The organism is Pseudomonas sp. NPDC077186 (assembly GCF_044543505.1).
GTDB lineage: Bacteria > Pseudomonadota > Gammaproteobacteria > Pseudomonadales > Pseudomonadaceae > Aquipseudomonas.
Genome location: NZ_JBITWE010000005.1, coordinates 290,708 through 312,003, shown reverse-complemented (window position 1 = coordinate 312,003; position 21,296 = coordinate 290,708). Strand labels below are relative to the sequence as shown.

The 21,296-nt window shown below is 69.1% G+C and carries 15 protein-coding genes and 2 pseudogenes; 4 read left to right on the top strand and 13 right to left on the bottom strand.

Going from position 1 to position 21,296, the window contains the following annotated elements:
- Nucleotides 1-27 precede the first annotated feature (27 nt).
- On the bottom strand, nucleotides 28-924 hold the full coding sequence (locus tag ACIGKL_RS19695; protein ID WP_397488141.1) for a DMT family transporter: 897 nt from the start codon (nucleotides 922-924) through the stop codon (nucleotides 28-30).
- A gap of 150 nt (nucleotides 925-1,074) precedes the next feature.
- Here ACIGKL_RS19695 and ACIGKL_RS19690 point away from each other — a divergent pair, with 150 nt between their 5' ends.
- Nucleotides 1,075-2,967, top strand: coding sequence for a UvrD-helicase domain-containing protein (locus ACIGKL_RS19690; protein ID WP_397488140.1), 1,893 nt, complete (start codon nucleotides 1,075-1,077; stop codon nucleotides 2,965-2,967).
- A gap of 131 nt (nucleotides 2,968-3,098) precedes the next feature.
- Here the strand turns inward: ACIGKL_RS19690 and ACIGKL_RS19685 are convergent, their stop codons facing one another.
- The 5 genes and pseudogenes from ACIGKL_RS19685 to bglX form a co-directional block, all read right to left on the bottom strand.
- A complete protein-coding gene (locus ACIGKL_RS19685; protein WP_397488139.1) occupies nucleotides 3,099-3,521 on the bottom strand; it encodes a hypothetical protein in 423 nt (140 codons plus the stop codon).
- Nucleotides 3,522-3,791: 270 nt separating this feature from the next.
- Nucleotides 3,792-4,331 carry a cytochrome b gene (locus tag ACIGKL_RS19680; RefSeq protein ID WP_397488138.1) on the bottom strand — a complete coding sequence of 180 codons (540 nt, stop codon included), beginning with the start codon at nucleotides 4,329-4,331 and terminating at the stop codon, nucleotides 3,792-3,794.
- 200 nt (nucleotides 4,332-4,531) lie between these two features.
- Nucleotides 4,532-7,068, bottom strand: a pseudogene (gene mdoH, locus ACIGKL_RS19675) (glucans biosynthesis glucosyltransferase MdoH).
- Nucleotides 7,061-8,620: pseudogene (locus ACIGKL_RS19670) on the bottom strand (glucan biosynthesis protein G). The pseudogenes mdoH and ACIGKL_RS19670 overlap by 8 nt, the downstream one beginning before the upstream one ends.
- Before the next feature lie 234 nt (nucleotides 8,621-8,854).
- Nucleotides 8,855-11,146: a beta-glucosidase BglX gene (bglX, locus tag ACIGKL_RS19665; RefSeq protein ID WP_397488137.1), complete on the bottom strand. Its 2,292-nt coding sequence runs from the start codon at nucleotides 11,144-11,146 to the stop codon at nucleotides 8,855-8,857.
- 178 nt (nucleotides 11,147-11,324) lie between these two features.
- Between bglX and ACIGKL_RS19660 the strand changes: the two genes are divergently transcribed.
- Together ACIGKL_RS19660 and ACIGKL_RS19655 are read left to right on the top strand one after the other, a co-directional pair.
- A complete protein-coding gene (locus tag ACIGKL_RS19660; RefSeq protein ID WP_397488136.1) occupies nucleotides 11,325-12,200 on the top strand; it encodes a helix-turn-helix domain-containing protein in 876 nt (291 codons plus the stop codon).
- 127 nt (nucleotides 12,201-12,327) lie between these two features.
- Entirely contained in the window at nucleotides 12,328-14,958 is a 2,631-nt protein-coding gene (locus ACIGKL_RS19655) for a DEAD/DEAH box helicase (protein WP_397488135.1), read from the top strand.
- 184 nt (nucleotides 14,959-15,142) lie between these two features.
- Here ACIGKL_RS19655 and ACIGKL_RS19650 read toward each other — a convergent pair whose 3' ends face one another.
- The 6 genes from ACIGKL_RS19650 to ACIGKL_RS19625 form a co-directional block, all read right to left on the bottom strand.
- A complete protein-coding gene (locus ACIGKL_RS19650) occupies nucleotides 15,143-15,637 on the bottom strand; it encodes a phosphate-starvation-inducible protein PsiE (protein WP_397488134.1) in 495 nt (164 codons plus the stop codon).
- 145 nt (nucleotides 15,638-15,782) lie between these two features.
- Nucleotides 15,783-16,103 (bottom strand): DUF3325 domain-containing protein, encoded by a 321-nt coding sequence (locus ACIGKL_RS19645; protein ID WP_397488133.1) that lies wholly within the window; start codon nucleotides 16,101-16,103, stop codon nucleotides 15,783-15,785.
- Nucleotides 16,103-17,626 carry a PepSY-associated TM helix domain-containing protein gene (locus ACIGKL_RS19640; protein ID WP_397488132.1) on the bottom strand — a complete coding sequence of 508 codons (1,524 nt, stop codon included), beginning with the start codon at nucleotides 17,624-17,626 and terminating at the stop codon, nucleotides 16,103-16,105. The genes ACIGKL_RS19645 and ACIGKL_RS19640 overlap by 1 nt, the downstream gene beginning before the upstream one ends.
- Entirely contained in the window at nucleotides 17,623-17,919 is a 297-nt protein-coding gene (locus tag ACIGKL_RS19635; protein WP_397488131.1) for a DUF3649 domain-containing protein, read from the bottom strand. The genes ACIGKL_RS19640 and ACIGKL_RS19635 overlap by 4 nt, the downstream gene beginning before the upstream one ends.
- Nucleotides 17,920-17,990: 71 nt before the next feature.
- Nucleotides 17,991-19,454 carry a TonB-dependent siderophore receptor gene (locus ACIGKL_RS19630; protein ID WP_397488130.1) on the bottom strand — a complete coding sequence of 488 codons (1,464 nt, stop codon included), beginning with the start codon at nucleotides 19,452-19,454 and terminating at the stop codon, nucleotides 17,991-17,993.
- A complete protein-coding gene (locus ACIGKL_RS19625) occupies nucleotides 19,397-20,116 on the bottom strand; it encodes a TonB-dependent siderophore receptor (protein ID WP_397488129.1) in 720 nt (239 codons plus the stop codon). The genes ACIGKL_RS19630 and ACIGKL_RS19625 overlap by 58 nt, the downstream gene beginning before the upstream one ends.
- A 365-nt stretch (nucleotides 20,117-20,481) precedes the next feature.
- On the opposite strand from ACIGKL_RS19625, the gene ACIGKL_RS19620 reads away from it, so the two are divergent.
- Nucleotides 20,482-20,745 carry a YebG family protein gene (locus tag ACIGKL_RS19620; RefSeq protein ID WP_397488128.1) on the top strand — a complete coding sequence of 88 codons (264 nt, stop codon included), beginning with the start codon at nucleotides 20,482-20,484 and terminating at the stop codon, nucleotides 20,743-20,745.
- Nucleotides 20,746-20,988: 243 nt separating this feature from the next.
- Here ACIGKL_RS19620 and ACIGKL_RS19615 read toward each other — a convergent pair whose 3' ends face one another.
- Nucleotides 20,989-21,276: a hypothetical protein gene (locus tag ACIGKL_RS19615; protein WP_397488127.1), complete on the bottom strand. Its 288-nt coding sequence runs from the start codon at nucleotides 21,274-21,276 to the stop codon at nucleotides 20,989-20,991.
- Between the last annotated feature and the right edge of the window lie 20 nt (nucleotides 21,277-21,296).

The window sequence follows — 21,296 nt, the reverse complement described above, 5'->3', positions numbered from 1 at the left end:
GGCCGCGCAAGGCGGTCGCCCGCTGGCTCAGGCCGTACGCGCCTGCGCCGGCACGGCGCGCGGCTTGCGAAACACCAGCACGTTGCCCAGCATCACCAGCGCCAGGCCCAGCAGCGCCGGCGCCGTCCACTGGTAGCCCTCGACGAATACCGAGATATTCAGCGCCACCACCGGGAACAGCACGGTGCAGTAGGCCGCGCGCTCCGGCCCCATGCGCCCGACCAGGGTCAGGTAGGCGGTGAAGCCGATCACCGAGCCGGGAATCGCCAGGTACAGCAGCGAGCCGATATAGCGCGCGTTCCATTCGAAGGCGAACGGCGTGCCGCTGACCAGGCAGATCCCCACCAGCATGAGCGCGCCATAGAGCATGCCCCAGGCGTTGGTGGTCAGCGGCTTGAGCCCGGCCTTCTGCTGCAGGCTGGAGAGCATATTGCCGGCGGAGAAGAACAGCGTGCCGAGCAGCGCCAGGCCGATGCCCAGCAGGCTCTCGCGGCTGGTGTCGTGGCCGGCCAGCTCCGGCCAGAACAGCAGGCCCAGGCCGGCCAGCCCCAGTGCGCCGCCGAGCAGCACGTTGGCGGCGATCCGCTGCTTGAAGAACAGCCGCGCATTGAGCGCGTTCCACAGCGTCGCGGTGGAGAAGATCACCGCGATCAGGCCGCTGGGTATCCACTGGCTGGCGGTGTAGAAGCAGAGGAAATTGAGGCAGAACAGACACAGCCCCTGCACCAGGCAGATCGCCTGGCCGCGCCGGTCCAGCGCCTGCAGCCGCCCGCTGAGCCAGAGCAGGGCGAACAGCACCGCGGCGGCCAGGGCGAAGCGGTAGGCGATGGAGGCGGCGACGGCCACCTCGCCCATCTGGAACTTGATGGCGATCCAGGTGGTGCCCCAGATCAGCACGGTAAGCAGGTAAAGCGACAGATTCATCGAGCATCTCCCATGACTGCCGCCAGTCTGCGGCCAGCCCGCGGAGGCGCGCTTGCATAAAGTTGCGCTTTTAAACCTGCGCCATCACTGCCTGCCATCGCCGCCCAGGCTTTATCATGCGGGCTTTGCCAATCAGGTACTCCCCTCCGCATGCTGTCCGCCGTCGCGCGCTACCAGAAACTGCTGTCCAGCGCCCTCGCCCGCTACTTCCCGCGTACCACCGCCTACCTGCGCGCCGAGCGCGAGGCCGCCCAGCCGCGCCAGCCGGCGCGTAAACAGAGCAAGAAGAAAACCGCCAGTAGCAAGCCTGGCAGTCGCAAGGCAGCCGCCGACAAACCCGGCCCGGCGGGTATCTACCCCGCTGCCAGGCTCAAGGTGGACGACGCGCAGGTCCAGGCCATGCACCAGCGCGTCGCCGAGGCGGTGCACGCCGGGCTGATCGGCTCCCCCTCGGACGAGCAGTGGGCGATGATCCTCTGCCGCGCGCCGCTGACGCGCATCTTCGCCGGCGCCGGCTCGGGCAAGTCCAGCACCCTGGTGCTGCGCGTGGTGTTCATGCTCTGCCACCTGCAGATCGACCCGGCGCGGCTGACGGTGATCTCCTTCACCAATGCCTCCTGCGCCGAGCTGCGCGAACGCCTGCAGCGCCTGCTGGACTTCTGGCACTACCCGCAGGATACGCGCCAATGCGTGCGCACCTTCCACGCGGCGATGGCGACGTTGGCCAAGGAACAGCTGGGCAACCCGCGCTGGTTCGAGCAACTCGACGAGCCCGGCGAGGAACCGGACAACCCGCTGGCCGGCGGCCGTCTGCGCCCGGCGCAGCAGCGCCTGCTCAAGCAGGCCTACCAGAGTGCCTATGCCGCGGACGCGCGCTTTCGCAGCCTGGTGCACCGCCTGCTCAGGCTGCCCGCGCCGCAGGAGCCGCCGCAGGGCAAGCCCAGGGCGCCGCTGGACGCCTGCAAGCTGGCCGGCGAGTTCGCCGCGCAGCCGCTGTTCGAGCTGCTGCACGGCCAGGCCGGTTTCGCCGAAAGCCTGGGTCTGCATCTCGACCGTCTGGACGTCAAGGCGCTCGGCTGCGGCGCGCGCGAGCGCGACTTCATCGAGGCCATGCAGCTGTTCCACGGGCACTTCGACGCCCTGCTGCAACGCCAGGGGCTGATGAGTTTCAACGGCGCCTTCCAGCGACTGAGCGAACGCCTGCAAGGGGACGGCGGCAAACCGGGCCAGGCCCTGCTCGCCCTCGGCCACCTGCTGATCGACGAGTTCCAGGACATCTCGCCGCAGATCCTGCAGTGGCTGCAGGCCGTGCACCGGCGTCTGCAGGGCGCGGGCGAAGCAGTCAGCCTGATGGCCATCGGCGACGACTGGCAGTCGATCTACGGCTGGCGCGGCAGCTCGCCGGAGCTGTTTATCGACTTCGACCGGCATTTCCCCAGCCGCGGACGCGGCAAGAGCACCACCCTGCTATTGGGCACCAACTACCGCAGCGTCGAGGCGGTGATCCGCGACGGCGAGAAGGTATTGGCCGGCGTGGCGCGCAAGCAGGACAAGACCAGCATCGCGCACAAGGCCATGCAGCCGGGCGATCACGGCGTCAAGCTGATCCAGCGTTTCGAGCTGGCCAGCGGCATGCCGCGCCTGCTCGACGAAATCCGCGCGCAATGCGCCCACGTCGCCACGCGCGCCAACGCCGACCGCACCGCCGTGCTGCTGCTGAGCCGGCGCAACGAGCCGCTGCAGCAGATCCGCGCGCAGCTGGACAAGCAACTGCCGGTCAAGACCCTGACCATCCACCGCGCCAAGGGCCTGCAGGCCGAGGTGGCGATCATCCTCGACGACTGCCTGCCACAGGAAAAGCACCCGCTGCGCAACGCCCTCTACGCCCACTGCGGCTTCTTCGCCGGCAGCTACGATCAGGCCATGCAGGACGAGGCCCTGCGCCTGGCCTACGTGGCCATCACCCGCGGGGTGAGCCGGGTGCTCTGGTATACGCGCAAGGCGCAGGGGGCGACGCGGCTGCTGGCCGACTCGGCGCTCTAGTGTGCCGTCGTTGCACTGACGAGGTTTCGAGGGTGCGCCGTGTGCACCACGCATCCGCTTGCCAGCGGTGCGCACGGCGCACCCGACAGGGGTCGACCGCAGAATATGCGAGACGCCACGCCAACTCGCCTTCAGCCGAGCGTCAGGTCTTGCTCCCGGCACCAGTCGCGCAAGGCCGCCTCGGTGGCCGCTTCTTCGTAGCGATACCAGGCCTCGAGCCGGCCTGCCCGCTCGAGCAAGGACTTGAAACGCGAGTAGGCGCCGCGCTTATGAAAATACTCGCGCACCAGGTTGTAGGATTCCGGCATCTGCTCGGCGACGAAACGCATGACCAGCGGACGCCCCAGATCGAAGTCGCGCTTGCCCGGCACCGCGGCATAACGGCTGTCGTCGTCGATATCCTCGGGGAGCGCTTCGTCGATGCCCTCGCCAGACCAGTAGACCTGGCCGGTGGTACGACAGACGTAGGCGGCGGCATCCGCCGTCGACACCTCGCCGGCGCTGACCCATTCGTAGGCGGCGAGCAGATCGTCCAGTTTGAGCGGTGTGTTCATCGGACATCTCCCATGGGGGTGGATCCGAGATTATGCCTCCGGTAAGGCACCGGAGAAGCCCCCAGCACTTTCCTGCAGACAACAAAAAACCCGCCGAAGCGGGTTTCTTCCCAACCATCCGACATCCTGTCGGTGGCCATCCGGGCCTGGTCATCGTCCTTGATCCTCAGCGATCCGTCGCTGCAGGGGATGGGTGTAGATTAAGGCGCCGGCCGGGATGGCGACAGCGGCCAATGCCGCCGGCGCGTGTAAGACATTGGCTATAGCGCCTCAGCGCGCCCGTCCGATCATCCGCCCCAGCACGTCTGCCTCGCCCTGGCGGCGATGGACCAGGGCCATCGCCGCGTGGCCGAGGATCAGTGCCAGCAGCAGCCAGCCGAGGTTGCCGTGCAGCAGGTTGGCCGGCGCCATCAGCCATTCGATCTTCGGCCCGCTGAAACCGGCCATCAGTTCGAGGCCGAAGGCGCCGAACTGGCGTCCGGAGCCGTACTGGCGCAGCAGCGCGAGCAGCGGCACCAGCAGCATCAGCGCATACAGCGCCAGGTGACCGAGCCGCGCCATGGCGTTGAGCGAGGCCGGCCGCCGGCTGCGGTTGGCCAGCGCCCAGAGCAGACGCACCAGCACCAGCGCCATCAGCAGCACGCCGGTAGGCTTGTGCGTGGCCCAGGCGAACTCGTCGAGGCTGGATTCCGCCAGCAGCCGGTGCACGAGGGCGGTGAAGAATTGCCAGCCCAACAGGGCGGCCATGCCCCAGTGCAGGATGCGGCTGACCAGGCCGTAGTGCTGGGCGGAGTCGTGGAGTGACGACATCGTGGTTCCTCTCGAATCTCAGAAGCGGGTGAACACAGGCTCAGGCAACACCCTGGCGCAGCGCCTTGACCTCAAGCAAGGCCGGCGGCCGGGGCCATTGCCGACCCGGTTCGGCGCACAGGGTGCCGCATGTCGCAGGCCACCGGCCGCGCCCAGATGTAAACAACTGTGTCGACGCCCTGGCGCGCCAGGGCGCCGGCTCAGCGCTCGCGCAGCGCGGCGTGGGCGTCTCGCCAGGCCTGCTGGCGGGCATCCTGCCAGATGCGCGCATGCAGACGCGCCATGCCGTCCGGGTCGTTGAGCAGGCGCCAGCGGGTCGCCTCAGCGCTGCCATGCGGGCCGGCGGCGAGGATTTCCGCGAGGCGCGCCTCGCGCAGCGCCTCGGCCGCCGGCACCACCTTGGCGTGGCGGGCGCGGGCCATGGCGCAGACCAGGGCGTTGTACAGCGGGTCGACCGCCGCGCGCAGGAAACCCTGCTGCAGCGCCCGCGAGCTGTTCAATTGCTCGTACTCGGCGGTGCTGCGCAGCTCGCGCGGCACCTAGTGTTCCTCGGGGATGAGGAACAGCCCGGCGCGGCGGGTGGCCAGCCCCGGCGTGGTACGACTGGTCAGCACCGAGACCAGCGGCGCAAGGATCAACGACACCACGATGGGCGCCAGCCACCAGAGAAAATCCGGGTTGAGCCAGGCCACCAGGGCGGTCCAGGCGAGGCCGATCAGCACCTGCGAGCCGTGCCGGCGCAGCGCCTCGCTCCAGGGCGTGGCGTCGTCGACGCGCTGCGGCGAGTTCCACTGCACCGACCAGCCGAGGAAGGCGGCGCTGACGAACAGGCTGTGGAACAGCATGCGCACCGGCGCCAGCAGCACCGAGCAGGACGCCTCCAGCAGCATCGACAGCAGCACCCGCAGACGCCCGCCATAGGCCTCGGCGCCCTGGATCCAGATCAGCAGCACGCTGAGCAGCTTGGGCAAGAACAGCAGGATCATGGTCGCGGAGAACAGCGCGATGGCCTCCTCCGGCTGCCAGCGCGGCCACAGCGGGTAAAGCTGGTTGGGCTGCAGGAAATACTCCGGCACCATCAGCGTGTGGATCGCCAGCAGACCGGTGGACAGCAGCAAAAACAGCAGCCACAGCGGCGCCGACAGGTAGGACATGACCCCGGTGAGGAACACCACCCGGTGCACCGCGTGCATGCCGCGCACCAGGAACAGGCGGAAGTTCATCAGGTTGCCCTGGCACCAGCGGCGGTCGCGCTTGAGTTCGTCGAGCAGGTTCGGCGGCAGTTCCTCGTAGCTGCCCGGCAGGTCGTAGGCGATCCACACGCCCCAACCGGCGCGGCGCATCAGCGCGGCCTCGACGAAGTCGTGGGCCCGGCGAAGGCGCCGGTGCCCGGCAGCGGCGCCAGGGCGCAGTGCTCGATGAAGGGTTTGATGCGGATGATCGCGTTGTGCCCCCAGTAGTGCGACTCGCCGAGCTGCCAGAAGTTGAGCCCGGCGGTGAACAGCGGGCCGTAGACGCTGGTGGCGAACTGCTGCAGGCGCGCGTAGAGGGTGTCCATGCCCGAGGCCTTGGGCGCGGTCTGGATGATGCCGGCACCGGGGTTGGCCTCCATCAGGCGCACCAGGCGGGTCAGGCATTCGCCGCTCATCACGCTGTCGGCGTCGAGCACCACCATGTAACGGTAGTTGCTGCCCCAGCGCCGGCAGAAGTCGTCGATATTGCCGCTCTTGCGCTTCACCCGCCGCCGGCGACGGCGGTAGAAGATCTGGCCGAAGCCCTCCACCTCGCGACACAGCTCCAGCCAGGCCTGCTGCTCGGCGACGCAGATGTCCGGGTCGTTGCTGTCGCTGAGGATGAAGAAGTCGAAATGCTCGAGCTGGCCGGTGGCCTTGAGCGACTCGAAGGTCGCGCGCAGGCCGGCGAAGACGCGCGGCACGTGCTCGTTGGCGATCGGCATCACCAGTGCGGTGCGCGCCCGCGGCGAGATCGGCTCGTCGCCGCAGCTGCTGGCCGAGATGCTGTAGCGGTCGCGGCCCTTGAGCAACGGGAAGAAGCCCATCAGCGCGGTCCAGAAGCCCAGCGACACCCAGCAGAACAGCAGGGCGAACAACGCCAGGATGCTGGTCTGCACCAGGTACGGCAGGATCTGCCGCGCCGACTCCTGCCAGGGCTGCGCGAACACCAGGCCCAGGTCGACCAGCGACCAGCCCTGGTAGGGCAGCACCGACTTCATGTACCAGGTGGCGACCACCGTCTGCACCAGCATCAGCACCAGCAGCGCGCTGCGCCGCACGGCGGCGACGTGGCGCCAGTGCGCCTCGCTGAAATCCTCGGCCTCGCGGGTGCGCGGCCGCGGCGCCGGCTGCTCGCCCTTCAGGCGGCGCCAGCCGCGCCGCAGGATGTTGGTCTGCCAGGGCTCGGGCACCATGCGCGTGCGCTTGATCGGTGGGGTGGAGTCGATGGTGGGCCGGCCCTGGTGATCCTGCACGATGCGGCAGCCGCGTTCGAGCGCGCCCGGCCAGCCGAGCGCCAGGCGCGCCGGCACCGAGTCGAGCAGTTCGCGGGTTTCCCCGAGCGCCTCGGGCGGCGCCGGCTCCGGCGTCTGCAGCGCATGGTGCAACGCGGCCAGGTCGCCGCCCTGCTCGAACTGGCGCGCCAGTGCCTGCTGGCGCTCGGGGTCGAGCGGCAGTTGGTCGAGGTAATGCTGAATCAGCGTGGCGTCAGGGGAGTTATTCATGGGCAGGCAGCTGATAGCTCCAGGTTTCCGACAGGGGTTTGCCGTCCTCGACCAGGGCGGCGCGCATTTCCACCGGCAGCGCCGGGTCCTTGACCTTGACCCGCAGGGTCAGGCGCCAGCCCCGGCTCACCGGGTTGTAGCGCAGGCTGTTTTCCAGCAGCTCGGCGTTGCCGTCGACGCTGGCCTGCACCGTCGGCGGCGCCTCGGCCTGGCGCTTGGCCAGCCGCGGGCCGACGAAATCCACCAGCAGGGCGGTGCTGCCGTCGGGTTGGCGGATCAGGTTGGCCTGCTTGATGTCGCCCTCCGACAGCCGGGTCTGGCTGACCCAGGCCAGCTGCGGGTCGTGCAGCGCCGCCTCGTCGCGACTGAAGTGCAGGCGGTAGACGATATCCAGCGGCTGGCCGAGCGCGGGCAGCTTGTCGGGGCGCCACAGGGCGACGATGTTGTCGTTGGTCTCGTCGGGGGTGGGAATCTCCACCAGCTCGACGTGACCCGGCCCCCAGTCGCCGAGGGGCTCGACCCAGGCGCTGGGACGCAGCTCGTAGCGGTCGTCGAGGTCCTGGTACTGGGCGAAGTCGCGGCCGCGCTGGAGCAGGCCGAAGCCGCGCGGACTGTCGATGCGGTAGCTGCTGACGTTGAGCCGCTGCGGGTTGTTCAGCGGGCGCCACAACCACTCGCCGTTGCCGGCGTGGATGGCCAGGCCGTCGGAATCGTGCAGTTCGGGGCGGTAGTTGGGCCGCGGCCAGGGCTGGTTGGCGCCGAACAGGTACATGCTGGTCAGCGGCGCGATGCCGAGCTTCTCCACCGCCTCGCGCAGATACAGCCTGGCCTCGACATCGAGCACGCTGTCCGCGCCCGGCTTGATTTCCATGCGGTAGGCGCCGGTGGCGCGCGGCGAGTCGAGCAGCGCGTAGATCACCAGGCTGCGTCGGTCGGCCTGCGGCTGCTCGATCCAGAACTCGCTGAAGCGCGGGAATTCCTCGCCGGACGGCAGCGCGGTGTCGATCGCCAGGCCGCGTGCCGACAGGCCGTAGACCTGGCCCTTGCCGACGACGCGGAAGTAGCTGGCGCCGAGCACGCTCATCAGCTCGTCGTGCTTGTCCGCCGCGTTCAGCGGGTGAATCACCTTGAAACCGGCGAAACCGAGGTTCTCCAGTTCGCCGGGCTGCACCGGCAGATCGGCGAAGTCGAACAGGGCCGGATCGTAGCGAATCTCGCGCACGCCCTGGGCGGTGACTTCGTTGATCTTCACCGGCAGGTCGAAGTGCATGCCCTGGTGGAAGAAGTACAGCTGGAACGGCGTCTTGCCGTCGCGTCAGTGGGCCTGGTCCTCGCGAAAGCGCAGCTTCTGATAGTCGGCGAAGGCCAGCTCGCGCAGCGCCCCCGGCAGATTGCTCTGCGGCGCGTTGTAGCCCTCGGCGGCCAGGGCCTTGGCCTTGACCGCCACATCGTCCAGATCGAACGCCCAGGCATGGGCGGCGAACAGCAAGGGAAGCGTCCAGAGGGCCAGCTTGCCGGCCTTGCCCAGACGGGTTGCAGAACAACGACTCATTGACACAGGGCCTGCAGGGCGACACGGATTGACGGGCAGCGGCCGACCCACGGGACGCCGCTGCACGGAAATTGGAATCAGGCGAATGATGCAAAGACAACGCGAGCGCCGTGCAGACGGTCGACCGGACGGCGACGCCCCTGCATGCGCGATTTTTCTGCGCATTATTAGCAGATCGCGGTGCCCGGTACAGGGGCCCGCACAGCTATATTTTCGCCCTCTCGCCGTGCCCGCTCAGTCGCGCGCCAGCAGCTCGAAGCGCGCCTCCTGCACGGCGGCCGAATCCAGCCCGAGTTGCACGCGAAACGCCCCCGGTTCGCTGAGGTGACGCAGCTCGGCATCGAAGAAGCGCAGCATGCTCTCGTCGATCTCGAAGCTCAGCTCGCGCGCCTCGCCTGCTTCCAGCTTGACCCTGCGAAAATCCTTGAGTTCCTTGACCGGGCGGATCACCGAGGCGGCCTCGTCGTGCAGATACAGCTGCACCACCGTGGCGCCGGCGCGCGGGCCGCGGTTGTGCAGGGTGACGCTGACCTGGATCTTTTCGCCCGGGCGCAGGCGCTCGGCGGACAGCCGCGGCGGCGACAGCGAGAAGTCGCTGTAGCTCAGGCCGTAGCCGAACGGATAGAGCGGGCCGTTGCGCTCCTCGAAGTACTGCGAGGTGTAGTTGCCGGGATCCCCGCCGTACGGCCGGCCCAGGCGCAGGTGGTTGTAGTAGGTGGGGATCTGCCCCACCGAGCGCGGGAAGGAGATCGGCAGCTTGCCCGCCGGGTTGTGCGCGCCGAACAGCACGTCGGCGATGGCATGGCCGCCCTCTATGCCGCTGTACCAGGTCTCGAGTATGGCGTCGGCGTTGGCTTGCTCCCAGCCCAGGGCCAGCGGCCGGCCATTCATCAGCACCAGCACCAGCGGCTTGCCGGTGGCCTTGAGGGCGCGCAGCAGGGCCTGCTGGCTGTCCGGCAGGTCAAGGCGGGTGCGGCTGGAGGACTCGTGCGACATGCCACGAGCCTCGCCCACCGCGGCGACTATGACGTCGGCCTGCTGCGCCACGCGCACCGCCTCCTCGAGCATTGTCGCCGGGCTGCGCGCGTCCTGCACCACCTCCGGGCGGTCCCAGTTGAGGTGGTTGAGGTACTCGACCACCCGCGCATCGTCGGTGACGTTGGCGCCGCGCGCGTACAGCAGCTGGCCCTGGCCACCGAGAGCGGCCACCAAGCCCTGGCGCAGGGTCACCGCCTGTTCGGCGCGGCCGGCCGCCGACCAGCTGCCGAGCATGTCCACCTGGGAGTCGGCCAGCGGGCCGATCAGGGCGATGCGCCCGCCCTTGCGCAGCGGCAGGGTGGCGTCGCGGTTCTCCAGCAGCACCAGGGCGTCGCGCGCCATCGCCCGCGCCGCGGCGCGGTGCAGGCGGCTTTCGGCGTTGACCTCGGCGGGATCCTCGGCGGCATCGCCGATGCGCCGGAACGGATCGTGGAACAGGCCGAGGTCGTACTTGGCGCCCAGCACCGCGGCCACCGCCTCGTCGAGCAGCGCCTCGTCCAGCTCGCCGCTGCGCACCAGGCCGGGCAGCTCCTCGAGGTAGAGGCTGTCGGCCATGCTCATGCCGATACCGGCCTTGAGCGCCAGGCGCGCGGCCTCGCGGCCGTCGGCGGCGACGCCGTGGCGGATCAACTCGGCGATGGCGCCGTGGTCGCTCAGCACCACCCCACGAAAGCCCCAGTCGCGGCGCAGCAGGTCGCGCAGCAGCCAGCTGTTGGCCGAGGCCGGCACGCCGTTGATCGCGTTGAGCGCCACCATCACCCCGCCGGCGCCGGCCTCCAACGCCGCGCGGTAGGGCGGCAGGTAGTCCTGGTGCATGCGCAGCGGGCTCATGTCGACCACGTTGTAGTCGCGCCCGCCCTCCACCGCGCCGTACAGGGCGAAGTGCTTGACGCTGGCCATGATGCGCTGCGGATCGCTCGGCGCGACGCCCTGGAAGCCGCGCACCATGCGCGCGGCGATCCGCGAGACCAGCTGCGGGTCCTCGCCGAAGCCTTCGGAGGTGCGCCCCCAGCGCGGGTCGCGGGAAATGTCCACGGTGGGCGCGAAAGTCATGTCCAGGCCGTCGGCGCTGGCTTCCAGCGCCGCGATGCGGGCGCTGTTCTCGATCGCCTCGAGGTCCCAGCTGGAGGCCAGGCCGAGGCCGATGGGAAAGGTGGTGCGATGGCCGTGGATCACGTCGTAGGCGAAGAACAGCGGGATACCCAGGCGGCTGCGCAGCGCGGCCTGCTGCATCGGCCGGTTGTCCTGGCGGGTCACCGAGTTGAAGGTGCCGCCGATGCGCCCGGCGGCGATCTCCTCGCGGATGCGCGCGGCGCTCATGTCGCCGCCGATGCTGATCAGGCGCAGCTGGCCGATCTTCTCCTGCAGGCTCATGCGCGCGATCAGCTCGCTGATCAGCGCCTCGCGCTCGGCCACCGGCGGCGCCGCGAGGAGCAGGCCGGGAGCGGCGATCAGGGTGGCGAACAACAGGTGGCGCAGGCGTTTCATCGAGGGCGGCATCCGGGCGCGAGGGCTGGGCAAAATTGTCGCCACGATACTCCGACTCCACGCGGCGCGCGCCGGGGCCGGAGAAAAATTCGCGCTTGCACAAAATTGCGCTTTTTCGCCCCTGGGGGCTGGCGAGGCGGCAGCGGCGGCGTAGCATGGCGGCATCAGGGGGACGGCGATGGCGCAACTCGATCACTTGCAGGTCTTTCAGAGCATGAGCCGCTCGGCCAATGCGCGTCTGCACGCCCTCGCCGAGCTGGGCCAGGGCCTGGCGGTGGCGCGCTGGAGCAATGCCCACGACGCCCGCGACTACCTGGCGCCCAGCCATCACACGCTGTCCTGCTACCTGGCCGGCGGCACCGGCACCTTCCGCCGCGAGCGACCGGGTGCCAAGGGCGCGCCGGACAAGCTGTGCATCCTGCCGGCCGAGCACCAGTCGGCCTGGATCATCAACGGCGAGATCCAGTTGGCCCACCTCTATGTCGAGCAGGAGCGCTTCGCCCTCGGCGCGGTCGCCCTGCTCGACCGCGAACCGCGCAGCCTGCAACTGGAGGAGGCGACCTTTCTCGAGGACGCCGCGCAAGCCAGGCGTTTTCGCCGGCTGTGCGCACTCGACTGGCAGGAGCCGGGCGAGCGCCTGCTGGCCAGCAGCCTGGCCCACGAGCTGCTCGATCATGCCCTGCTCACCCAGGTCGGCCTGCGCCACGGCCTGCGCCTGAAGGGCGGCCTGGCGCCTGCCCTGCGCAAACGCCTGCGCGACTTTATCGAGCAGCACCTGGCCGAGCCGCTGCCGCTGGGCCAGTTGGCCGCGCTCTGCGCGCTGTCGGAATACCACTTCGCGCGCATGTTCCAGGCCAGCTTCGGCCTGCCGCCGCACCGCTACGTGCTGGCCCGGCGCCTGGCCCGCGCCTGCCACTTGCTGCGCCAGGCGGCACTGCCGCTGGGCGAGGTCGCCCTGGCCTGCGGCTTCGCCAGCGCCAGCCACTTCAGCAATCGCTTCCGCCAGGCCCTGGGCGCGACGCCAGGACAGTACCGCGCCGCCTTCGAGCCCTGAGCCGACTGCACGTCGGCAATCGCCGCGCGGCGTCTGCTAATCGCGCCGCGGCTATGCGAAAATCTGCGGCTTTGCATTGCCGCGGCCGAGTCATGCGCCTATCACCTGCATCCCTGGGGTTTCGCTGATGCCCCTGGATATTCACCAGCTGCGCCAGGAGGACTGGCGCTCCGAGTTCGGCGCCGGCGACCTGCGCCGCGGCATCGCCTACGCCGAGGAAAAGCGCAGCAAGCTGCTCAGCCTCAAGGACAACAGCCTGCTGGCCAGCTGTCGCGGCTCGGCCGGGCACAGCTACCAGCAGCGCATCACCCTGCACCCCTACGGCCGCCGCTGGAGCGTCACCGGCCACTGCAACTGCCCGGTGGGCTTCAACTGCAAGCACGTGGTCGCCGCCCTGCTCACCCTGGAGGCGCAGCAGCGCGGCGGCAGCGATCTGTCCGAGATCATCGTGGCGACCAAGGAAGTGGCCGAGCAGCGCCTCGAAGGCATCGCGCCGACCCCGCAGCTGAGCCTCGGCAGCCAGGTGCGCGTGCATTTCGATGCGCGCAAGGGGCGCATGCAGGAGCAGACCCAGCACCGCGCCGCGCTGGCCTTCGATTACGCCGGGCACCGGGTGTTCGGCAAGCCGGCCAAGGACCTGGTCAAGCGCCTGGATGCCGACACCAACCTACGCCTGATCCGCGACGCGCAGGCGGAAGCGGCGCTGCGCAAACGCCTGGAAGGCCTCGGCCTGCAGGTGGCGCTACGGCAGAGCGAGGCGCTGCCGGCCGAGGCCGGCGAACCGTTCGAGCTGGACAGCGAGCGCGACTGGCTGGATTTCGTCCAGCAGCAGCTGCCGCAGCTGCGCGCCGAGGGCTGGCAGATCCACATGCGCCCGGACTTCCAGTACAACCTGGCGGAAGTCGACGACTGGTACGCCGAGGTCGAGGAAGACCCGCAGCAGAACTGGTTCGACCTGGAACTGGGCATCGAGGTGGAAGGCCAGCGCCTGAGCCTGCTGCCGATCCTGCTCCAGGCCATCCGCCGCACGCCCTGGCTGCTGGCCCCCGAGACCCTGGCCCAGCGCGCCGACGAGGACCGCCTGCTGGTCAGCCTGCCGCAGGGCGGCAAGCGCATCGCCCTGCCCTTCGCCCGCTTGAAGCCGCTGCTGGCCACCCTCGGCGAGCTGTATTTCCGCGACCCCGGCGAGGATCTAAGCCGCCTGCGCCTGGGCCGCGCCGACGCCGCGCGCCTGGCCGAGCTGGCCGCCGGCCCGGCGCTCAGTTGGCAGGGCGGCGACGCACTGCGCGGCTTCGCCCAGCGCCTGCAGCAGCTGCACAGCCGCGAGGTGGTCGCACCCGAGGGTTTGCGCGCCGAGCTGCGCCCCTACCAGCTGCAGGGCCTGACCTGGATGCAGACCCTGGCCGAGCTGCGCGTCGGCGGCGTGCTGGCCGACGACATGGGCCTGGGCAAGACCCTGCAGACCCTGGCGCATATCCTCTGCGAGAAGCAGGCCGGGCGCCTGCAGCAGCCGGCGCTGATCGTCATGCCCACCAGCCTGATTCCCAACTGGCAGGACGAGGCGGCGCGCTTCGCCCCCGCGCTGCGCGTGCTGGCCCTGCACGGCGCCAGGCGCCGCGCGCTGTTCGAGGAGATCGACGCGCACGACCTGATCCTCACCACCTACGCCCTGCTGCCGCGCGACCTCAAGGCGCTGAACCGCCACAGCTACCGCCTGCTGATCCTCGACGAGGCGCAGAACATCAAGAACCCGCGCAGCAAGGCGGCCACCGCCGCCGGCCAGGTGCGCGCCGAGCTGCGCCTGTGCCTGACCGGCACGCCGCTGGAGAACCACCTGGGCGAGCTGTGGTCGCTGTTCCACTTCCTCATGCCCGGCTGGCTGGGCGACGCCAAGGCCTTTACCCGCGACTACCGCACGCCGATCGAAAAACGCGGCGACGCCCAACGCCTGGCCCACCTGGGCGGGCGCATCCGCCCCTTCCTGCTGCGCCGCAACAAGGAACAGGTGGCCCGCGAGCTGCCGCCGAAGACCGAGATCACCCACTGGGTCGAGCTGAGCCAGCTGCAGCGCGACCGCTACGAGACCCTGCGCCTGGCGATGGATCAGAAGGTGCGCGCGGAGATCGCCCGCCAGGGCCTGGCGCGCAGCCATATCGTCATCCTCGAGGCGCTGCTGCGCCTGCGCCAGAGCTGCTGCGACCTGCGCCTGCTGGGCGACGAGGCGGCGGAACTGAGCGCCGCCGACTCGGGCAAGCTCAGCGCCCTGCTGGAGATGCTCGAGGAACTGGTGGACGAAGGCCGCCGGGTGCTGCTGTTCTCCCAGTTCACCTCGATGCTGGCGCTGATCGAGACGGAACTGCAGGCGCGCAAGATCGCCTACGCCAAGCTCACCGGCAGCACCCAGGATCGGCGCACGCCGGTGCAGCGCTTCCAGGCCGGGGACTTCCCGGTGTTCCTGATCAGCCTCAAGGCCGGCGGATCGGGCCTCAACCTGACCGCCGCCGATACCGTGATCCACTTCGACCCCTGGTGGAACCCGGCCGCCGAGGCCCAGGCCAGCGACCGCGCCTACCGCATCGGCCAGGACAAGCCGGTGTTCGTCTACAAGCTGATCGCCCGCGGCAGCGTCGAGGAGAAGATCCAGCAACTGCAGCAGGCCAAGGCCAGCCTGGCCCAGGGCGTGCTGGAGGGCGGCAGCCAGGGCCAGTGGCAGCTGAACGAGGCCGACCTGGCGGCGCTGTTCGCCCCGCTCGACTAGCAGGCCGTTGAAAAACGTAGGCGAGGCAGCCAGTGCAAAGCAAAAACAGGCGAAAAAGCGGAGTTTACGAGCTGTAAATGAGCATTTTGAGCCTGTTTTTAACGCAGCAATGGCAACGCAGGTAGTTTTTCAACAGCCTGCTAAAGGCCCTGGCCCTTGTCGTTATGGGCTGGGCGCAGGCCCCTCAGTCGGCGGTATCGTCGCGCTCCGCCTCGGCATCGGCGCGGTTGTGCGCCCTGCCGCGCGGATGGGGCCCGGCCACCGCCGGGAAGCGCGACGAGGCATAGCGCACCACCAGGATCGCCAGGGCCAGCAGCAGGATGGCGCCGGACACCATCACCACGCCCCAGCTCGGCTTGTGGGTATGGGAAATGTCGGAAATCAGCAGGCGAGTCAGCGCGGTGATCGCCACATAGATCATGAAGCGGATCGGCATGTGGTTGGTCTTGAAGTAGATCCCCACCATCGCCGCCAATTCCAGGTAGATGAACAGCAGCAGGATGTCGTCCACCGTGATGTGGCCCTTGTCGAGCATGCCGATAAAGGTCATCACCCCGGCCCAGGCGGTGATCGCGCCGATGGCGAACAGCGCCAGGTAGTGGAAGGCCTCCATCAGCAGGTTGCCCAAGGATTCGGCCAGGCCATGCATGCCCGCGCGCAGACGTTCCGCCCAATTCATCCGTACTTCTCCCCCAAGACCCGACATGACGACCCGAGCCACCGAAATGGCGGCTCGCCGGCTTAGTGCATGCAGGAACAACACCAGCCTCAGGATGATGCCGGCGCTCGCGTAAAAGGCACAGGCGCAGATTGCCGCAGGGCGGCTACAGCAGCCAGCCGAACACCCCGGCGGCCAGCAGCGGCGCCGCGGCCGGCAACGCCCAGCGCAGGCGCCAGGCCAGCAGGGCGACCAGCAGCAAGGCGGCGAGCATCAGCTGGCACAGCCACAGCAGCGCACCGATCTCGCCGCCCTGGCGCAGGCCGCACAGGCACAGCGCGAGGCCGAAACACAGCACCGCAGCCAGGCGCAGGCCGCGTTGACGCGCGCGCCCCGGCTCGCCGCCGAGCAGCGGCTTGTGGTGACGCGGCATGGCCAGGCACAGGGCGAGCATGCCGAGATAGCCCAGGGCGAAGGCGAGCAGCATCACAGCACCTCCCCGGCCGAATGGCGCGGCGCACGCGCCGCCCTGGCCTGCGGCTGCACGCCCAGGCGCCAGGCGCAGAGGGCGCAGAGCAGGCCGGCGAACAGCAGGAACGCGTCGACCCCGGCCAGTGCCCAGTCGCCGCGCGCCAGGCTGGCGAGCAGATGGCCCTGCGGCGCGGCGAACAGCGACAGCAGCGGCAGACCGAGCGCCAGCAGCGCGCCGAGGCTCAGTTGCCGGCGCAGCAGCTGCGGGCTGTGGCGCTGCCACACCGCCCACAAGGCCAGCAACGCCCAGCTGGCGACGAACACCCAGGCCTCGGCGCTGGCCCGCGCCGCGAGCTCGTCCGGCAGCAGGCGGTTGCCCCACAGCAGCGCCAGGCTGGCCAGCGGCAGGCCGGCGAACACCGCGCCGTTGAGCGCCCGCACCAGGCCGATGCCAGGCCCGCCGCGGGCCGCGCGCTTGCTCAGCCAGACCCGGCTGCCGGCCACCAGCATGGCGCAGCCGGCCAGGCCCAGCAGCAGGTAGAGGCCACGCACCAGGGCGCCGCCGAATTGCGCCATATGCAGGCCGACCAGCCACAGGTAAGTGCCGTAACCGGCCGGCGCGCGCTGGGCGTGGAGCAACTCGCCGCTGCTCGCGTCGAAGCTGAGGGTGTCGGCCGGGATGACGATGCGCGAGCGGTCGCCACGACGAATCTCCACCACCGCCGAGGCATCGTGCGGGTGATGCACGCCGATCCGCCCCGGCTCGCCGCCCTGCCAGTGCGCGCGCGCCCGGTCGATCAGCAGGTCCAGGGAAACCGGCGCCGGTGCCGGATGCTGCAGCTCCTCGCGGTGATAGCCGCCCATCACCTCGCTGAAGAAGTGCCCGATGTCGCTCTTGTAGGCGACCTGGGCGCCGGCCGGCATATAGGAGGCGACGAAGATCGCCACGCCGGTGTAGGCCAGCACCAGGTGGAAGGGCAAACCGGCGACGCCGAACAGGTTGTGCGCATCCAGCCAGGCGCGCTGGCCGTTGGCGGCCGGGCGCAGAGTGAAGAAGTCCTTGAAGATGCGCCGGTGGATGATCACCCCGGAGACCAGCGCCACCAGCATGAACATGCCGGCCAGGCCGACCAGGTAGCGCCCGGCCATGCCGCCGTGCAGCTCGTAGTGCAGCTTGAAGAAGAACTCGCCGCCCAGGGTCTCGGGCAAGGCTTGCAGGCTGTGCGGGGCGAAGGCGCGGCGCTCGATGCGTTCGCTGCCGTCCACCTCCCAGGCCAGCTGCCAGAAGGGTTCGCGTGCGCTCGGCGGCACTATCCAGAAGGCATGCAGCGGGTCCGCGACCTTGGCCTGCAGCCAGCCGCGCAGCTGCTCGGCGCTCAGCGTGGCCGCCTGCGGCTGGTGCAGCGCCGGACGCATCCAGCGCTCCAGTTCCTTGTCGAAGCAGGCCAGGGTGCCGCTGAACAGGATGACGAACAACAGCCAGCCGGGCAGCAGGCCGCCCCAGGTGTGCAAACCGGCCATGGACTGGCGCAGGCTCATGGGCGCGCTCCGAACTCGGCGGGGAGGAAGGCGGCCAGGCCCAGCAGCAGGGCCAGCCCGAGCAGCAGCGACCAGGCGCGCAGGGCGCTGCGCGCGGCGAACGCGTAGAGCGCCGCGGCGGTCCACACGGCGAAGCACAGCAAGCTGGCGAACACCACGCGGTCGGCGCGCGCCAGCGGCAGGTAGACGGAGCCGAACGCGGTGAAGCCATAGGCCAGGGCATAGCCGCCGAACAGCGCGGCCAGCACCCGCGCGGCGATGCTCCAAGGGGTCGGGGAAGGTTGCTTGCTCACGCTCGGCTCGTTGTTCGCTGATCGGCTCGGGCCGGCGCCCGCATGACGGGCGCCGGCCTGGCGCGCTAGGCCTAGAAGCTGTAGCCCACGGTGCCCACCACGGTGCGGCGGCTACCGATGAAGCAGTCGCCACGGGCCAGGCAGGTGGTGTAGTAGGTTTCGTCCTCGAGGTTGCTGGCGTTGAGGGTGAAGTTCCAGCTCTGGTACTGGTAGCCGAGCATGGCATCGAACAGGGTGGTGGACGGTGTCTTCAGGCGGTCGAGGCCATCCCAGCTGGCACCCACGTAACGCACCCCGGCGCCGGCGCTGAAGCCGGGAATGCCGGCGATGCTGAAGCGGTGCTGGCTCCATAGCGAGGCCATGTCCTCCGGCACGCTGGCCAGGCGCTTGCCCTCCTCGGCCGGCGCGCCCTCGAGCACTTCGGTGTCGGTCTTGCTGTAGGTGGCGATGAGGTTCCAGTTCGGGTTGATCTCCACCAGCGCTTCCAGCTCCAGGCCACGGGCACGGGTTTCGCCATTTTGCAGGGTGTTCAGCGGGTCGTTCGGGTCGGGCATGCGCCGGTTCTGCTCACGCAGGTCGTAGACCGCCGCGGTGAACAGGCTGTTGCTGCCCAGCGGCTGGTACTTGACGCCCAGCTCCCACTGCTTGCCCTCGATCGGCTTGTACGGGTCGAGGGTGCGGCTGTTGAGGCCGATGATCGGCTGGAACGATTCGCTGTAGCTGATGTAGGGCGCCACGCCGTTGTCGAACAAGTAGGTCAGGCCGACCCGCCCGGTGACGTCGTCGTCCTTCTGCCCCGCGCGCCCCTGGGTCTTGCTCTCGGCCCAGTCCTTGCGCATGCCGAGCGTCAGCAGCCAGTTCTCATAGCGGATCTGGTCCTGGGCGTAGAGGCCCTTCTGCACCGCCCGCTGCTCCGGGTCTTCGCTCAGGGCGATGCCGGAGGGGTCGAAGCTGCCGTACACCGGGTCGTACAGATCCAACGGCGTGGAAGCGCCGCTGGCGCGCTCGCGGTTGGTCACGGCGTGCTGGTAATCGCTGCCGAGCAGCAGGCTGTGCTGCAGCGGCCCGGTGTCGAAACGCGCCTCGCCCTGATGGTCGGCCACCCAGACCTTCACCTCGGGCTTGGAGATGGAAAACACCCGATTGACCGTGCGGTTGTCGGCCTGCAGCACCGGCGGCCAGCCGTACATGGTCTGGTAGCTGACCTTGCTCTTCTGCCAGCGCAGGTTCTGCCGCAGCGTCCAGGTGTCGTCCAGGCGCCAGGCGAACTGCGAGGTCAGCGCCACCTGCTCGCTGTCGTACTCGTCGAAGCCCGGCTCGCTGACGAAGGTGTTGCTGTCGATCTCGCCATACGGCGCGCCCAGCACGGTGCCACGGTGCGGCAGGAACTGGCTGGTGGAGCCGGTATCGTCCTTCTGCACGTTGGCCAGCAGGGTCCACTCGATGTCTTCGCTGGGCTTCCAGGTCAACGACGGCATCAGCACCAGGCGGTTGTCCTTGACATGGTCGACCTGGGTCTGGCTGTCGCGTTGCACCGCCACCACGCGGTACAGCAGGTGCCCTCCTCGTTCAGCGGCCCGGTGCTGTCCACTGCCAGCTGCTTGCGGTCGAAGCTGCCGTACTGCGCCTGCAGCTCGGTATGCTGCTCGGCCTGCGGACGCTTGCTCACCAGGTTGATCAGGCCGCCGACCGGCGTCTGCCCGTAGAGCATCGAGGACGGCCCCTTGAGCACCTCGATGCGCTCCAGGGTGAACGGATCGGTGCGGGTATTGGTGTAGCTGCCGAAGGTCTGCTGCAGGCCGTCGAGGAAGATGCTCGGTGCGCTACCGCGAATCATCGACCAGTCGCCGCGGCTGTCCAGGCCGTAGGTTTCGCCGCGCATGCCGGCGGTGTAGCGCAGGGCGTCCTGCACGGTCAGCGAACCCAGGTCGCGGATGCGGTCGGCGGTGATCACGCTGACCGACTGCGGCGTCTCCAGCAGCGGCGTATCGGTCTTGGTGCCGGTGGCGCTGCGGCTCGCCATGTAACCGGCCACCGGACCGTTGGCGCGCTCGGCTTGCAGGGTCGCGACAACGCTCTGCGCCTCGAGCTCGATGGCCTCCTCGGCGGCCAGTACCAGCAGCGGGCTCAGCGCCAGCCCCAGGGTCGCCAGGCGAACCGAGCGGGTCAGGGAACGATGGACAGCAGGGGCAGGCATTGCGACTCCTTGGCAATCTGAAGGCGGTGTAAGGCGGCCACATATTAGTGAGAAGTGTTTTTATTTGGAATATCAATTGTAAAAATGACCGACTCCGCCAACCGGTGTCTGCTCTCGACAGGACCGGCCATGGCGGTCGGGATGCGTTCGTTATCGCGGGAAGGGGTCGCGGCGCTGCCGACACGCCCCGGCTTCGGCCAGATACCGCAGGGACAGGCCCGGGTCGCGACGGAGTTCGGTCCGATCCGCTGCGATTGCCGCACGGCAGGCTGGTCAAATGGCAGCGAGTTCTTTATGCTCGCCATCACTGTACAAATAACCAGTTAAAAACTGATCGACACGCATGAAGGCAGACGAGGTGATGAATGGCCGTCGAAGTGGTGTACCGCAGCAGCCGCGACCCGGAGCGCTTGTTTATGGATAAGGCCGAAGCCGACCGTCACGACAAGATGCTGGAACTGGCCGAGCGCCTCAGCCAGGTGCTGCACAAGGCGGTGCCCTCGCTGAGCGAGGAACAGGGCGAGGAGCTGGGCATCTTCATGGCGAAGAACCGCGAGATCTTCGCCAAGGCGTTCAAGAGCCAGCCCGACGCCCTCGACGAGCTGGAAAACGCCGCCGCCGACGAGTGACCCTATCCCCCTGGCCCCGCCGTCCACCCCGGACGCGGGGCTTTTTTCATGGCGAAGCATCGAGGGGTTGGAGTCGAGCAGGCAGGCATCTCGGCCGTTAGCAGCATGCATTGCCGGTGCGCGCGGCGCACCCTACAAGCGGGCAGCGGCCCTGGGATGTAGGGTGCGCCGTGCGCACCGGGAAATCCGGCAAGCTCGTTATGGTTTGTCGCGTTCCGTGGTCCCGGATAGCCTCAGCGGCGCTCAGCTGTCGGTACGCGCCGCCGCCGACGATGAATCGCCATCCCTGGCAGCACCGCTCGCCCGGTACTGCACCGCGGCGCGTTCCAGCCAGGCCGGCAGTTCGCGCCGGCGCACGCCTTCGCGCTGCGCCCGGGCCAGTTGTTCGAGCATGTACTGGCGCATCGGCCCATCGCCCGCGGCCAGCGACAGCGCCAGGTCGCGGTCGCTCCACCGGCGGATGCGCCGATACAGCCACCAGTGGAAGTACAGCCCGGCGGCCGTGGTGACGACGATGATGAAGTAGTCCATGGCATGTCTCCTCGCCCGCC

Bases quoted from the DNA above. Each gene is read 5' to 3' on its own strand.
- ACIGKL_RS19685 (WP_397488139.1), bottom strand. From the start codon at position 3,521: ATGAACACACCGCTCAAACTGGACGATCTGCTCGCCGCCTACGAATGG.
- bglX (WP_397488137.1), bottom strand. From the start codon at position 11,146: ATGAAACGCCTGCGCCACCTGTTGTTCGCCACCCTGATCGCCGCTCCC.
- ACIGKL_RS19620 (WP_397488128.1), top strand. From the start codon at position 20,482: ATGGCCGTCGAAGTGGTGTACCGCAGCAGCCGCGACCCGGAGCGCTTG.
- ACIGKL_RS19625 (WP_397488129.1), bottom strand. From the start codon at position 20,116: ATGCCTGCCCCTGCTGTCCATCGTTCCCTGACCCGCTCGGTTCGCCTG.
- ACIGKL_RS19680 (WP_397488138.1), bottom strand. From the start codon at position 4,331: ATGTCGTCACTCCACGACTCCGCCCAGCACTACGGCCTGGTCAGCCGC.
- ACIGKL_RS19645 (WP_397488133.1), bottom strand. From the start codon at position 16,103: ATGCTGCTCGCCTTCGCCCTGGGCTATCTCGGCATGCTCGCCCTGTGC.
- ACIGKL_RS19655 (WP_397488135.1), top strand. From the start codon at position 12,328: ATGCCCCTGGATATTCACCAGCTGCGCCAGGAGGACTGGCGCTCCGAG.
- ACIGKL_RS19690 (WP_397488140.1), top strand. From the start codon at position 1,075: ATGCTGTCCGCCGTCGCGCGCTACCAGAAACTGCTGTCCAGCGCCCTC.
- ACIGKL_RS19660 (WP_397488136.1), top strand. From the start codon at position 11,325: ATGGCGCAACTCGATCACTTGCAGGTCTTTCAGAGCATGAGCCGCTCG.
- ACIGKL_RS19650 (WP_397488134.1), bottom strand. From the start codon at position 15,637: ATGAATTGGGCGGAACGTCTGCGCGCGGGCATGCATGGCCTGGCCGAA.
- ACIGKL_RS19695 (WP_397488141.1), bottom strand. From the start codon at position 924: ATGAATCTGTCGCTTTACCTGCTTACCGTGCTGATCTGGGGCACCACC.
- ACIGKL_RS19640 (WP_397488132.1), bottom strand. From the start codon at position 17,626: ATGAGCCTGCGCCAGTCCATGGCCGGTTTGCACACCTGGGGCGGCCTG.
- ACIGKL_RS19615 (WP_397488127.1), bottom strand. From the start codon at position 21,276: ATGGACTACTTCATCATCGTCGTCACCACGGCCGCCGGGCTGTACTTC.